This window comes from Marivirga sp., assembly GCF_051117495.1.
GTDB lineage: Bacteria > Bacteroidota > Bacteroidia > Cytophagales > Cyclobacteriaceae > Marivirga.
On sequence record NZ_JBNPEF010000042.1, the window covers coordinates 1 to 15,899 of the forward strand.

General features: G+C 33.2%; 11 protein-coding genes. 2 read left to right on the top strand and 9 right to left on the bottom strand.

Annotated elements, in window-relative coordinates; all coding sequences use genetic code 11:
- Window positions 1-106: 106 nt before the first annotated feature.
- Window positions 107-1,057, bottom strand: a complete 951-nt coding sequence (locus tag ACFE0M_RS18395; protein ID WP_434547258.1) for a Gfo/Idh/MocA family protein — start codon at window positions 1,055-1,057, stop codon at window positions 107-109.
- A gap of 247 nt (window positions 1,058-1,304) precedes the next feature.
- Complete coding sequence (locus ACFE0M_RS18400) at window positions 1,305-1,784, bottom strand: hypothetical protein (RefSeq protein WP_434547259.1); 480 nt, start codon at window positions 1,782-1,784, stop codon at window positions 1,305-1,307.
- A 114-nt stretch (window positions 1,785-1,898) separates the two neighbouring features.
- Between ACFE0M_RS18400 and ACFE0M_RS18405 the strand changes: the two genes are divergently transcribed.
- A complete protein-coding gene (locus ACFE0M_RS18405; protein WP_434547260.1) occupies window positions 1,899-2,252 on the top strand; it encodes an arsenate reductase family protein in 354 nt (117 codons plus the stop codon).
- A 6-nt stretch (window positions 2,253-2,258) separates the two neighbouring features.
- Here ACFE0M_RS18405 and ACFE0M_RS18410 read toward each other — a convergent pair whose 3' ends face one another.
- The 7 genes from ACFE0M_RS18410 to ACFE0M_RS18440 form a co-directional block, all read right to left on the bottom strand.
- Window positions 2,259-2,747, bottom strand: coding sequence for a hypothetical protein (locus ACFE0M_RS18410; RefSeq protein ID WP_434547261.1), 489 nt, complete (start codon window positions 2,745-2,747; stop codon window positions 2,259-2,261).
- Window positions 2,748-2,751: 4 nt separating this feature from the next.
- Entirely contained in the window at window positions 2,752-5,103 is a 2,352-nt protein-coding gene (locus ACFE0M_RS18415) for a TonB-dependent receptor (protein ID WP_434547262.1), read from the bottom strand.
- Window positions 5,104-5,120: 17 nt separating this feature from the next.
- Entirely contained in the window at window positions 5,121-5,777 is a 657-nt protein-coding gene (rpe, locus tag ACFE0M_RS18420) for a ribulose-phosphate 3-epimerase (RefSeq protein WP_434547263.1), read from the bottom strand.
- Between the two features lie 35 nt (window positions 5,778-5,812).
- The gene (locus ACFE0M_RS18425) at window positions 5,813-6,724 is read right to left on the bottom strand and encodes an ROK family protein (RefSeq protein ID WP_434547264.1); all 912 of its coding nucleotides are present in this window, start codon (window positions 6,722-6,724) and stop codon (window positions 5,813-5,815) included.
- 286 nt (window positions 6,725-7,010) lie between these two features.
- Entirely contained in the window at window positions 7,011-9,461 is a 2,451-nt protein-coding gene (locus tag ACFE0M_RS18430; RefSeq protein ID WP_434547265.1) for a TonB-dependent receptor domain-containing protein, read from the bottom strand.
- A 279-nt stretch (window positions 9,462-9,740) separates the two neighbouring features.
- A complete protein-coding gene (locus ACFE0M_RS18435) occupies window positions 9,741-11,000 on the bottom strand; it encodes a sensor histidine kinase (RefSeq protein WP_434547266.1) in 1,260 nt (419 codons plus the stop codon).
- A 79-nt stretch (window positions 11,001-11,079) separates the two neighbouring features.
- Window positions 11,080-11,679: a response regulator transcription factor gene (locus ACFE0M_RS18440; RefSeq protein WP_434547267.1), complete on the bottom strand. Its 600-nt coding sequence runs from the start codon at window positions 11,677-11,679 to the stop codon at window positions 11,080-11,082.
- Window positions 11,680-11,998: 319 nt separating this feature from the next.
- Between ACFE0M_RS18440 and ACFE0M_RS18445 the strand changes: the two genes are divergently transcribed.
- Window positions 11,999-15,898 carry a PAS domain-containing protein gene (locus ACFE0M_RS18445; RefSeq protein WP_434547268.1) on the top strand — a complete coding sequence of 1,300 codons (3,900 nt, stop codon included), beginning with the start codon at window positions 11,999-12,001 and terminating at the stop codon, window positions 15,896-15,898.
- The last annotated feature ends 1 nt before the right edge of the window (window position 15,899 follow it).

The following is a 15,899-nucleotide window of genomic DNA, read 5'->3' on the forward strand; positions in this document are numbered from 1 at the left end:
TGGAAATATTCGAGAATGCCCTCTGGCAAAAACAACTCAATTAAGCTCTGATCCACTTTGTCTTTTTTTTTGACAAAGTTAATTCTTCAATCCTAAATCCCCAGATTTATTGCTTGATCCGTATTTTGTCATCCAATATATCACCATTGCTCGCACTTCCTCTAATGCCACTATAGGCTTGAAATGGATTGAGTTTATACCATCCATTAGTACAGGTCACCTGTAGATTATTGACTTTCATTCCAAAACTAGCAGAACAATTGGCTAAAGCCCCGCTAGGAAATTCAAGTTGGAAAAGGGTCGTTTCATCTACTTCATTAAAAATATCAGGTCTATTGGTAAATTGCTGAGCCATTACCGATATTGGTTCCTCACCTGTCACGTATCGGCATGCATTGAGTGGGTAAACGCCCATATCGTACATAGCTCCACCACCCATTTCTTTATCAAATTTCCAGTGATCAGTTCTTCCATCGTAATAACCGGCAGCGGATTGTACTAAATTTATAGCACCAAAAGTATTATTATTTCTATAATTAATGATTTTTCTGGTATTGGGTTCATGCTGCATTCTATAACCAATACTGAGTTTCACTTTATTTTCATTACAGGCATTGATCATCTTTTGACATTCCAATTCAGTTACAGCCATGGGTTTTTCACACCAAACATGTTTACCTGCATTAGCGGCTCTTATGGTAAATTCAGCATGCATTGAAGTAGGAAGCACCACATATACTATATCAATATCAGGGTTATTGGCAATGGAATCAAAGTTTTGATAGTTATAGATATTATTATCCGGGATATTATATTTTCTTTTCCATTTTTCAGCTTTTTCGGGAGTACCTGTTACAATACCTGATAAATAACAGCTATTGGTCAATTGCAATGCAGGAGCGAGTAAATCAGTACTGTAATAACCTAAACCGACCAGTGCCACTCCCAATTTTTTCTTGTTTTTGGCTAATAAATACGGGCTTAATGCATTAGCTGACAAGCTTATGCCTGCCATACCAATCAAAGATTTTTTGACAAAACTTCTTCTATTCTCCATCTTTTTTTCAACTTAAGTTAATGAAAAATGAGAGATGAAACTATTATTTAAAGTATGAAATTTAATTTTACAAAATTTGCGGTTTGGTACTCAATATCAGGATATTATAATTTTCTTTGTGTGAAAGGTTAATAGCTTCTATGTAATTCAAAAAAAAGGATTTTGAATAAAATAAAATGAAATTTTTAGACAAAAAAAAGCCACTCTAAATTAATAAAGTGGCTCTTGTATAGTTAATTAAATAAAATTAAGCACCTGTTTCAGCAGGACCAATTCTGTTTAAAATAGCTTCGTATTTTGCTTTTAAATCTGGGTCAACAGAAAGGGTTGATTTGATAGTTTTGTATTTCTGAACACCAACCATTCCTTTTACTAGTGTATTTAAAGCACTTTTAATATTATCGATTTTTTCTTCTTGTTCTTTAACAAGTAAGCCCATAAATTTAATTTCGAATTCATTGGCTCCTAATTCTTTTAATTTCGCCTCATCATCTCCAGCACCTTTCAATTCATTATATCTCTTCCCGTCAAAACCTTCCTGCTCTTCAATTAAGCTTTGGATAGCGGGTCCAACTTCCGCTTTCATTTGTTCTACAACTTGCACTACTAATGCAAAATTATACAAATCCTTGTCCGTAATTTCTGAATCTTGCGCCATTGCAACATTAGAATTCAATAATACTAATGCAGCTAAAGCCAACATTCCTTGTCTTACTAATCTTCTCATAATTGTTTATATTAGATTTTTTGAATTGATTACATATTTTAAAAACCCGAATTAACACTTTTTGTTGGCATGACGCAAATTTTTTCATTACTTTATCACCAAAAAGTAATAAATATGAGGAAAGTCGTCTATTATTTAAGCACTTGTGACACTTGTAAGAAAATTATGGGACAATTGGACTTGGAAGACTTCGCTAAAATCGACATCAAAAACAACCCACTTACTGAGCCTCAGTTACTTGAATTGTACGTGATTACCGAATCTTATGAAGAGCTGTTCAATAAAAGAGCTATAAAATTTCGTCAGCAGGGCTTAAATAAACAAGAATTGACTGAAAATGATTATAAAAAATTATTACTGGAAGAATACACTTTTCTTAAAAGACCAGTTTTTTTAATAAATGGTGAGCTCTATGTGGGGAATGCTAAAAAAAACATAGAGCAACTCGTAAAAAGGATTGGGAAATAGAAGAAATCAATCTTTAATATATTTCTTTACAACGGAATTGTCTTCCCACAAGATTTTCCCATTTAAGTCTTTTAATTGGGCACGTAAAACATAATCAATATGATTTTGGTCTTCCGTTGCAAATTCCTCTGCATTAATACTTCCCGTCAAATTGAATTCAGCTGATTTTTGATCCTTGTTTTTGATTAGTTCAATAGCAGTGTTAGCATTCAAATATTGGGAGAAATATTTTTCCAAGGAACCTCCCCCATTTTTAAAATTACTTTCAAACTTCATGATCTCTATTCTAGGATTTAAATCATATTGATCTTGATGATTTTTTAACCAACTAGAGGTAATAAGATTATTAAATAATTCGCTAGTGGCAATTTCAGCATCTGTATCATTCCATCTCCCGCTTAAATCAATATCATTTTGACTATCCGTTTTTAGTACTTGTTGAGTACTGCAAGATGCAAAAATGATAAGTATCAGAATAAATAATGTGTTATTCATATTATTAGAATTTAACGATACCTTTTAAGTTCAAAAATCTTGCCGATAACGAATTGGGTACTGCAAATGTTTGTGCGTTTACATCTTCTATCCATGAATAGGAGATGGTATTACTGACACCTAAGACATTTAAAACATCCAATCCAAGCCATAATGATTCAATATACCTTAGATTTTTGATTTTATCGCCCATAAACTGTTTGGAAAAACCCACATCCATTCTTCTGTACCATTCTCCAGTAAATATATTTCTACTTTCCAGACTATTGGGCGGGCCGAATGGTAACCCAGAACCTATTTGAAGTTTTAAATTTACTTTTATTGTAGGATCATATATAAAATTATCTTGAAAGAAAATAGAGGCTGTAACTCTTTGATCAGTAGGTCTTCTGATATATCCCCTGCTATCTTCTGCTACATTTTCTTTAGTCGATAAAAATCCTAAACTAAACCATGATTCTATATCGGGAATAAAATTACCGCTAAACCTGAAATCTGCTCCATAGGCATATCCATCAGCCGTTAATTCTGGTCTGTATCGTAATCGAATATTATCAACGTCAAACGGAATTATATTATATAGATACTTATAATAAAGGGAAGAATTGATTTGGAAAGGTCTTTGCCAAATTTCTAGATTCTTGGAATACATACCCACAAAATGCAAAGCGGATTGTGCCCTTACATCTGGTGTTATATTGCCTGAAAAATCTCTTAATTCTCTGTAAAAAGGATATTGTCTATATAATCCTGTAAAAAAATTGAATTGACCACTTTTATCGGGATGCAAAATCACTTGATATTGAACCCTTGGACTTAACAACCACTCCCCAGTGTTGGAACCATAATTTAACCTGAGTCCTGAGTTTAAAGAATGTCTGCTATTGATTTGCCACTCATGTTGCACATAAACATTGGCAAAATTGGCCACTAGATTATTTTCTTGCTTGACCACTCTATTGACTTGCGCAAAATCAGCCGAATCCCTAAATTCGAATTCATCTAAGTAATCATTTACAAATTGTCTTTTATACTCAACTCCAAAAGCCAGTAAGTGATCCTTTTGAATTTGCCAATCGTTTCGAATTATAGCTTGAGCTATTTGTGCATATAAAAAATTACGGGCATAATTATAATTAGCTCCTATCCCTCTTAGGCTAATACATTCATCAAAGGTATCCGAAGAAAAATCTCGATCCACATCACACAATCTGTAAAAGCCTTCTGTATTATTATATTCAGCTTCCGAAGTGGAAAAAGCAGACAATATTACTGAAGTCCTAAAATTATCAGTAAATAAATGGCGCAAGCGAGCCCCTCCTTGAAAACTTCTGTAGCTTAAGGATTCGGCTCCTTCATAAGCCACAAAAAACCTTAACTTTTGTTGGAATGACCCAAAATCCGTTTCCCTTGATGCTGGTTCAATACGGTAGTCATTTTGAGCAAAAACTGCCAATAAATCCAAAGTAGTTTTATCAGAAAAACGGTAATTATAGAAAGCTTGAAAGTCCAGGAATCTAGGTAAGTACTCACCTGCTGTTTCAAATGTATTGAATAAATATTTAGCGTTTTTATACCTTAACCCAAGTAACAAATTATCTTTCTCACTAAATTGAGTAGATAAATAACCTGAAGCCCCTAGCAGTCCCAGGTTAATATTGCCCTCAGTTTCTTCTGTTTGTTTGTAATCAATTAGCAGGTTGCTTGATAGTTTGTCTCCATATTTTGCCTCCCATCCTCCAGCTGAAAACTCTATATTGCCCACCAGATCTGGGTTTATAAAACTCAAGCCTTCTTGCTGGCCAGCCCTTACTAGAAATGGTCTGTAGATTTCCATTCCATTTACATATACTAAATTCTCATCGAAATTCCCCCCTCTTACAGCATAAGAACTGCTCAATTCATTATTGGAAACTACTCCAGGAAGGGTTGCCAATACTTGATTAAATTCATTAAAAGGAGTTGCCGTTTCATTTACGGAAAGTGGTTGAACTTTTTGCAAACCGTTTCTTGGCAAGTTATCGGTCTTTCCGCTTACATCCACCTGTTGAAGCAAAAGATTATCCACTTGCATCTCAATCAAAATAGAGTCTGATGAAACTATATTGATATTTTGGTTGATAAAGCTAACATGCGAAATTCTTAAAAAATATTCCTCTAATTTTGGAACTTCAAATTCAAAAAAACCCAGACTGTCAGTCTGGGTATGAAATTCAGTATCGATCAACTCAATTCCGGCAGAGGCAATTCCTTCATTATTTCTAGCATCTACCACTCTGCCTTTTAATTGATGGCTTTGCCCCAAGGTGATAAAAGGAATTGAGAAAATCAGAATTAGAATAAAAATTGATCGCATGAAATGCCGGCTATTTTTCAGAAAGAAACGTCTTTAAGTTCCTTTATAGTATGTATTGGGTTTTCTGATTTAAAAACAAAATTTCCGGCTACCAAGACATCGGCTCCAGCTTCCAATAATTTGGGAGCATTATCAATATTGACACCACCATCTATTTCGATTAATGTAGAAGCATTTTGATCTGCTATTAGTTCTTTTAATTGACGAACCTTGGTATAAGTTTGCTCAATAAATTGTTGCCCGCCAAAGCCTGGATTAACAGACATCATACAAACTAAGTCAGTATCTTGAATAACATTTTCCAACAAAGACACATTGGTGTGAGGATTAATTGCCACTCCTGCCCTTAAGCCTAAATCACGGATAGCCTGCAACGTTCTATGCAAATGAGGACTAGCTTCATAATGCACAGAGATTGTGGCCGCACCTGCATCATGGAAAGCCTGAATGTAATTTTCGGGCTTCTCAATCATCAAATGCACGTCCAATGGTTTTTTTGCATGTCTATAGATGGCTTCGCAAACGGGCAATCCAAATGAAATATTGGGAACGAAAATGCCATCCATAATGTCCACATGGATATAATCTGCTTGGCTTTCATTCAACATTTCCACATCTCTTTGCAAATTAGCAAAGTCTGCGGCTAAAACGGAAGGGGCTATTAAATGACTCATTCGGCAAAGATATAAAAATTGAATTTACCCACCACCTATGCAGTTAAAAAAGCGGCACCAAAAACTCCCGCACTATCACCCAATTTTGGTTTCACTATGGGCGTTTTCATGTCAGGATTGAAAGTAAATCTCTTTACTGATTCAATTCCTTCATCATATAAGTGTGGAATATTTCCAACACCACCACCTATAATTATCACATCCGGATCAATTACATTTATAATTACGGATAATCCCTTGCCAAAGAAATGAATTAAGCGCTCATAAGTTTTTTGTGCATATTCATCATCGCTCCTATCAGCCATGATGTCTCTTAAATTTTTATCTGCCCCTGAAATCTTTTTATAATATCTTTCCAATGCCTTACCGGCTAAAAGGGTTTCCACGCATCCATGTTTTCCGCAATAGCAGTCCTCTCCATCTTCATCCAAAAATATATGACCCCACTCACCTGCTATGCCATGCTTTCCATTCCAAACCTTACCGTTGATAACCAATCCGCCTCCCACTCCAGAGCCCATAATGACCCCAAAGACGACTTCTGTTTTAGGGAATTCATCTTTGATAATACCCATTTGGGTTTCTGCAATAGCAAAACAATTGGCATCGTTGGCCATCAAAACCGAAATCCCTAAAAGTTTTTTTAGGTCCTTAAGCAATGGTTTATTATTTAGATTTGTGGAATTACTGTTTTTCAGTAAACCGGTTTGAGGATCTGTAGAACCCGGGGTTCCAATTCCTATGGAAGTAGGTTTGAAACCAATTTCTTCAGCCATCTGATTGACCAGTAATTGAATTCTTTTTATGATATGTTCGTAACCTTTATCAGCTTCGGTCGCAATTCTTTTTCTCAATAAAACTTCTGGTTCTTCTTTAGACCTTAAAATGACGCCTTCTATTTTGGTTCCACCTAGATCAATACCCCAAAGTGCATTTCGCTCTATCATATAAAAAATATTTTTGATAAGCTAATATGGAATAAATAACTAACTATTTGAAGAGATATTCTAAATAAAAAAAGGCATGAATAGAAAATCCATACCTTTTAAAAACTAAACTATAACCTAATCTTAAAATCCTACCTTGTCATATTTATGCTTTGCTCGAATAATATTAGTTTTTCAAATGAGATTCAAATGGTTGGTGTGCTGCCAGCCATGGCATTCACCTCGATAGTTGGGAAACCGACCGAAAACCATGATGAATAATTTAGGTAAACCTGACAAAACAGGTTTAATACTCATCACCTCCGCCTTCAAAGTCACCACCATCTCTGCCTCTTTCGCCTTTCCTTTTATTGGAATTAATTCTGTAATCGAATGAAAGCGTTACTGTGGTTGTTCTCCATTGGAATTCTGAATCGTAAAAGAAATCCTCACCTACTGTAGTGGTTCTCCATTTTCTGGAATTTAATAAATCCCTTACGTTAAGTGCTAAAGTTCCTTTATTATCCAATACCTCTTTACTAAATCCTAAATCAACCATATAAAAGGCTTTTCGGGTACCTTGGGTAGTTTGTTGAGGAGCTCTGTAGAATGCGCTTAATTGAAAATTAAAATCATTTTTAAAATTCATTTGCGAGGTAGCCCTACCAGAGGCTGTAAATGTTTGCGCCTCAAAAACTTGTTCATTCACCACTCCATAAGTATCCGAATAGAATACATTTAAATTTCCGTTTAATCTCCACCAATCATTTAAATCATGAGAATAATTATTTTCAATGCCAATTGAATTTCTTTCTGCCAAGTTCTGTGGCTGTACATAAGTAATTCCATCTATTACAGTATTAATCCTTTCAGTTACCCCAGTGGTTCTTCTGTAATACAATCCACTGTAAAGTGTACCATCGCTAAAATTATTCATCAATCCCATTTCGTAGGAATCCGTAAATTCAGGATTTAAATTTGGGTTACCGATTCTAATATTTCTATCATCATTAAAATTCGAAAATGGGTTTAATGATCTAAATCCAGGACGGTCGAATCTTCTACTATAACTTGCCTGCAAAGCATGTAATTTATTGAATTCATAGGTCATGAAAACACTAGGAAACAAATTCAAATAATCTCTTGCATTGGTAGTATCCACTGGTGATTTTAATCGAGTAGTGATATCTGTCAACTCAGCTCTTAATCCAATTTGATAAGTGAATTTATTAAACTCACTATTATATATAGCATAAAGTGCATGAACATTTTCATTATATATAAAATCATTGGTGAAGTCGCTCAAAACACTATCGGCCTCTTGACCTTCTATATTTTGTGTTACTTCATATTCGTTTGTAATAGTTCTTAAAGTACTTCTCCAACCGGCTTCAAATGACCTATTTTCTCCAATTGGTTTAACATAATTCGCTTGCATTAAGATGTTTTCCGAGAATTCATCTATCAATGATCTTTGTTGAATACTATCCACAAATTGATCTTGAGATATCACAAACCTTTCATTTCTCAAATCTGAGTCTTCAGTTTCCGTATTGTTTCTGTATTGAAGATCAGCAGTTAATTTGTGATCATCATCTCCCCCAAAAGTTTTGGTAAAATTGAGATCATATTCTAAAACTTCCTCATCTTCTTTTTCATTTTGAATACGGACAGAACGTCTTACAAGCTCTCGAGTATTTCTATCGATCCCATCATAATCATCATAATAATTATAGCTTAAATTATTTTCATCAGAAATTCTATAAAGAAAAGATCCGGTTAAGGTTGTACTTTCATTAAAACTGTAGTCCAATCCAAATCTTGCATTTTGGGATACACCGCTTCTTTCTCTTTGACGATCTACATAAGTTGAGTAAGTAGTATCTTCAGGTGTAAATTCCTGGTCAATGTAACCACCTCCAAAATTCTCACGATAAGTAATTCCGTATGCTCCGAAAAGGTTAATTTTTCCTTTTCTATAATTAAGATTTCCGTTTACCCCGCCTATAGCTGGGTAACCAACATTAGTACTTACACTACCATTAAAACCACCTTTTTTCTCTTTTTTCATAATGATATTAATGATCCCTGCATTTCCTTCTGCCTCGTATCTCGCTGATGGGTTTGTAATGACCTCTACCCTTTCAATTTGATCAGTTTGGATTTGCCTTAAAGCAGAACCACCACTTATACCCACTAAACCTGATGGTCTTCCATCGATTAATATTCTTACATTTCCGCTTCCTCTTAATGAGACGTTGCCATCGATATCAACGGTGACGCTTGGTAAATTATCTAACATGGCTTCCGCATTACTACCAATATTACTAAGGTCTTCACCTACGTTAAAAACCCGTTTATCAAGCTTCATTTCCATTTGAGGACGCCTAGCAACTACTTCAACCTCGGAAAGCTGATTTACATCTTCACTTAATTCAATTGTCCCAAATTCAATCTTACTTTTATCGGCTACCAATTTTCTATTGATAGTCTGATAAGATATAAACTGAATTCTTAAATTATATTCTCCTCTTTCAACCTGAAATTGGAAAATCCCCGATTCTGGAGTGACGGTACCAGTCACTATTTCATCATTTGCATCCAAAACACTCACATTCGCATAAGCTAGTGGTTCTTTGGTATTGGCATCAATCAATTTTCCGCTCACTGTTGTGCTTTGTGCCCAAACTGATTGGAAACCAAAACTGAATAGAATTAGAATAAATAACTTTAGAATATTTGTTTGCGCGTTTTGCATTTTTTTGCTTTTCAATCTTTATTATGACTCAAAATTACGATCCAATTCTGAAGGAAATTTGAATTTCATCGTCTTGGAACAAAAATTTAATGTAGATACAAGTATTTTTTTGCCATATTGTTCAAAAAAACATCCAATAGCTTCTAAAAAGCAGTTAAGAGTACTTTTTGGATTGAAAAATGAAGGGTATAAAAAAATTAAGTAACTTAAAATATCGAATAAGTTGGGATTAAGTTGTCTATAATATCAATAAATTCCAACTTGTCTATTGTCTATTGTCTATTGTGGACTTTCTATGGTGATCTGATGAAGTTGTTCCTTATTGATGTAATTAATTTTTAGACCACTTACTTTACAAATTTTTTGAATTATAGCTAATCCTAAACCTAAAGAAGAACTGCTCTGATTACCCTTTTTAAAGCGAGCAAAAAGTAGTTCGGGCTTGTAGTTTAATGGTTTACCAGAATTTTCGATGATCAATTGATTATTCTCTAAATAGATTTTAATAAATCCATTTTCAGTTAAATTATGTTTAATGGCATTATTTAAAAGGTTAGTAATAAGAATTTCCAAAAGGACTGGATGTATATTCCATTGAATATCATCATCAATTTTTTTGCTTAAATTAATTCCTTTTAAATAGATTAATTCCTCATATTCATCGATAAAGTCTTCCAATGTATTGCTTACATCTACGCTTTCTTTTTGTTCAAATTCCTGATTATCAATTTTAGCCAATAGTGTCAATGTATTGCCCAATTTTGATAAATTATTTAAGCTTTTAGATGCATCTGAAACCAATTTCTTTTGTTCCTCGTCCAAGTTTCCATCTTGCAATATCTCTAATTTACCCTTCGCTATACTTATAGGAGTTTGAATTTCATGACTGGCATTCTCTGTGAATTCCTTCAGTGATTGATAATCCGCCATCACTTTTTGAGACATTTGATCAATAAATGCATTTAACCTCTTAAATTCCTTGGTAGCTGTATTAGATAAAATAAAAGGTTCATTTTCCTTAATATCAAATTTCTTGATAGCCGCAAGTGTATCTTCAAATGGCTTTAATAATCTCCTAGATAATAACCAACTTCCTATTAATACTACAACAAGCAAAAGAATATAGGTTTTCACTAGAGATTCCACTATACCATCTACAATATCATCTTGTTCAATTATGATGTCATAAAGAATGATTTTATAATACCGACCTTCAATCTTCTTACCTACTTCTAATTTGTTGTGTTGTTCTGGTCTTTCTAAGGTACTATGGTGGACAATGGTATCCGAAAAAATAATGTTATCAATTTCAATGGAATCTTCCTGAGGCAGAATCATTACTTTATCGCGAATGATATCTTTGGTAGGCTGCCTTCTTTCAATATATTTCTCAGTAGAACTTAGTCTTTCTTGCAAAAACCAACGCTCCTCCTTTTTTACTTCATTGGAAATAATTTGAACAGTTACTATACCCCCTATGAAAAATACAATCAATGAAAGTCCGAGGAATATCAATACTATTTTGGTAATTAATCTCATACTATAATGTTTTAAGCTTATACCCTACTCCATAAACTGTCTCTAAGATATCAGTTCCGGTAGCTTTTTGAATCTTTTTTCATAAATTTTTAATATGTTGATAAACAAAATCAAAAGAATCACTTTCATCAATAAAATCGCCCCAGAGATGTTCCGCAATGTTTTGTTTGGTCAGCACTCTTTTTGCATTATTGGCAAAAAATAAAAGCATCTCGTATTCTTTTTTTGTCAAATCCATTTTTTGATTATCAACTCTCACCTCTTTCTTATCGGTATCAATCAGGATTTTATCAAGTTCAATTACATTACTGCTTTCCTGTTTTCGTGTTCGGTAAATTGCTTTCAAACGGGAGGCCAATTCTAATAGATGAAATGGTTTTCCCAAATAGTCATCTGCACCAGCATCCAAACCCCTAACTTTATCATCAATTGAATTTTTGGCAGATAAAATAAGTGTCCCAATATTTTTTCTATTTGCCCTCAAAGAATATAACAAATCCATTCCGTTTCCATCAGGCAACATTAAATCAATAATGACCACATCATATTCATAAGCTGCCAACTTATCAGTTGCAGTAAAAAAATCTGGAGCTACACTAATTTGAAAGCCTTCCTTTTTGAGGTAATCTTCAATGTTTTTAGCCAGCTCTATTTGATCTTCAACAATTAAAACTTTCATGTTTTCTCCCTATAGATTTATTCACTATTCTAGTTTAACCAAATCCTTGATAGTTGTAATATCTCAACAGCCTATCACTTCTCCAGTATTTATAGTACTAATATGGCAATGTTTTCATTGCTAATATCAATTAAAAACCTGACAGATTTCCAATCACGATATTAAATTTTTAGGACAAAATTAACACTTAATTCTGAAGCAAATCTGAAGATACGAATGTAATTAAGTTAATATATACTTCAAGTGAATTAAAATTAATGCGAGAAACAATTGAATAAATCAAAATAAAATATGAATTTAAAGGAAGAATAGGGAAAAAATGAAAGATAATGATATATCAATTGCTAGTGAACTAAAAGAAAGCAATCAAAGATTATTAGAAGCACAAAAATTAGCCAAAATAGGGAATTGGGAAGCCAATGTGGACACAGGAAATATTTATTGGTCGCCAGTCGTATATGAAATCTTTGAATTAGACCCTAAAAATTTCAAACCCACCATTAATTCATTTAAAGAAATGGTTCATTCTGATGATGAAGCCATGGTATATGAAGAAGACATAAATGCTTTTAAAAGTGGGGAATTTAGCCTAACACACAGAATTATTACTAAAAAAGGTAACATAAAATATGTTCAACAAACAGCCTCAAAGATTGATGATAAAAATAAATTAATCTATAGAGGCACCATACAAGATGTTACCAAACTAAAAAAAACTGAAAATGCATTAAAAGAAGAAAAAAAGAGGCTTGACTTGATTATTTCAAGTAGCAGTTTGGGCACTTATGATTGGCATAGGGAAAAGAAATGCTACGTCATTAATGATTATTATGCCAATATTTTAGGTTATAAGAAAAAGGAACTGCCTGATATCACTATGGAAAAATGGATGGAATTAGTTCATCCGGATGATATGGCGTTTATGACAGATCATTTTTTTAAAAATAAAAATGAAGCCATCATTCGGTATGATTTTGAAATTAGGTTAAAGCATAAAAAAGGTCACTGGGTGTGGGTACTTAATAATGGAAGAGTAGAAGGCTTGACAAAAGATTTAAAGCCTATTGATCAATCAGGTATCATACTGGAAATTTCCGAAAGAAAAATAGCTGAAATTGAATTAGATAGAACAAAAGCATTACTGCAACAAACTAATTTGATTACAAAAACAGGAGGCTGGACTTGGAATATAGAAACCGGACAAATTTATTGGACAGAAAACACCCGGAATATATATGAGATGCCTGAAGATTATGATCCTAATATAAATGGTGTATTTGATTTTATTGAAGATAAAACACAAGTCGAATCTTCAAAACAGTTGATAGAAAACGCAATAAATAAGCAGGAAAAATATGACCTTCAGTTAAGACTGATCTCAGGTAAAGGTAATCCATTTTGGGCTAGAATTATTGGAGTACCAGAAATCGAAAATGGTAAATTGATTCGTTACTACGGTACAATTCAAAACATTGAAGAACAAAAACAAAATGAATTTAAGCTCCAAGAAAAAACGAAACAATATAATGAGCTCGTAGAAAACATTCCAATTGGAGTATATAAGCTTAATAGAAATGGTGAATTAAATTACATGAGCCCCCCTTTTAAAAGCATCATTGGCATAGGTGAAAGAAATATTGACACCAATGATTTTGCGAAAGAAATTGTCCATCCCGATGATCTGGAAATGTTTTTAAAAGCCAACAATTATGCATTGGAAAACTATCAATATTTTAATTTAGAGTTTAGAATAATTGCTAAAGGACAAACAAAATGGGTCAAAGCTACTTCACAACCCAACAAAGACATTGATGGGAATTGGTATTGGTTTGGAACACTTTCCGATATCAATTATCGAAAAAATACTGAGTTAAAGGTTCAAGAAAATGAAAAGCAATTACAGAATATCATCACATCAATGTCAGAAGCATTGCTTTTCTATGATGAGGAAGGCATCATAAGGTCCATGAATGATAGTGCTGCCCAGATTTTAGATCTTAACAAATCTGATATAGTAGGAAATAAACTCGCTAAAACCATTATAAAGCTTTTGGATGACAAGGGGAATGAGTTAAAATCAAATCAACACCCCGTTGCCATAGCATTGAAAGAGAAAAAGTCTTTTAATGATGTGAGAGTACAATTATTAAATGCAAAAACAAATAAAACAATATGGATTGCCGCTAACATTAAAATAATAGATGAAAAGGATACACATTGGGCATTGGTAACTTTCAACAATATTACAGATCGGGTAAAATCAGAAAAACAGTTGATTGAAGCCAAAAAAGTGGCTGAAGATGCCAATAAGGCAAAATCAACTTTCTTAGCTAATATGAGCCATGAAATTAGGACTCCTCTGAATGGTGTAATTGGTTTTTCAGATTTGTTAAGAAAAACCAACCTTAATAATTTACAAACTGATTACACCAAACACATATACAATTCAGCTCATTCCCTTTTGGGAATTATCAATGATATATTGGATTTCTCAAAAATTGAAGCTGGTAAACTAAACTTGCAATATGAAAAAATCAATGGTTTAAAATTAGTTGAATCTGCTTCGGCATTTATCACCTACCAAACCTCTCAGAAGGGTTTGGAATTGGTAATAGATTACCAAAAGGAAGCACCTCATTTTTTCCAAGCTGATGAACTAAGGCTTAGACAGATTCTTATAAATTTATTGGGTAATGCTGTGAAATTCACTGAAAAAGGCACTATTTTATTAAGAGTGAGTACGGTTAAAAAATCTAATAAATTACGTATTGAAGTAATGGATACTGGTATAGGGATAAGCAAAGAACAGCAAAAAAATATCTTTAGTGCATTTGAACAAGCGGATGTTTCAACCACTAGAAAATTTGGAGGATCAGGACTAGGACTCACCATTTCAAATAAATTATTAAAAATGATGGGGAGTAAGCTAAAGTTAAAAAGCGAACCTAAACAAGGAAGTAATTTTTATTTTGACATTGAATTAGATGAAAAAGAAATTAGTAAAGAAAGATGGACAGATAATATAACTTTCAATATTATTCGAAAAGTTCTATTGGTAGATGATAATTCAATACTAAATGAATCCTTAAGAGACTTTTTGGAAATGTTCGGCTTGGAAGTACTTGTCAAATCATCAGCTATTGAGGCCCATAAAACTATAAAAGACAATGAAAATTTTGATCTAATTATCATTGATGAGGAAATGGATAATATTGATGGTCTTGAACTCCTAGAAATGCTGAAGGAAAAAGAATTGATTCATAACACACCCATAATAATACTTCACAAACATATTGATAGCAAAATTTTCATATCCCAATATGCTGATGATGAAAACATCTATAAAGTACCTAAACCTGTGGTCAATAGCGAGTTGATAGAAACAATTGAATGCATTGAAAAAGGTGTCAAAAATAAAGATGACCATCAAACCAAAAAAGCAGAGGAAGGTATGGATGAAGGATCCTTAAAACTTAATAAAATATTAGTGGCCGAGGATAATGAAGTGAATAAATTCCTGATAACGCGTATATTGGAAAATGTATTGCCAGATTGTGAATTATTGCATGCAGAAAATGGTGAAATAGCGGTTGATAAATATAAAAAGGACAAACCCGATTTAATATTAATGGATATTCAAATGCCCATTATGAGTGGTATTGAAGCAACGGAAATTATTAGGGCTTATGAAAAATCTGGAGAAAGAATTCCTATTATTGCGCTTTCTGCAGGGGTATTGAAGGAAGAAAAAGAAAATGCATTGAACGTTGGGATAGACGATTTCCTTGAAAAACCATTGATTCAAGAAGACTTCATCAATACGCTGAAAAAATTGAAAATAGAGGGTAAAATCAAAGAAGCCCAACAGCAAGAGATCAAAAAGAATATTCAGAAATTCAATAAGCAAGATTTACTCAAAAGGCTGAACCACAATGAAAAGCATTATTTAAGCTTCATTAATTTGGCAAAGGAAAACATGTTGACATTTGAAAGACAGCTCAATGAAACAATAGAAACTGAAAATATTCAAGCCTTAAGATCTGTTTTACACAAACTAAAGGGTACTGCCTTGGCCGGGTGCTTTGAAAATTTAGCGCTCTTGATAAACCAATTTGATAGACCAAGCTTTTATAACCAAAAAGTAAGTAATTATATGAGATCCAAAATTATACCTGAACTGCATAAACTAATGGATATTTTGGATAAAGAAGTAAAATAGA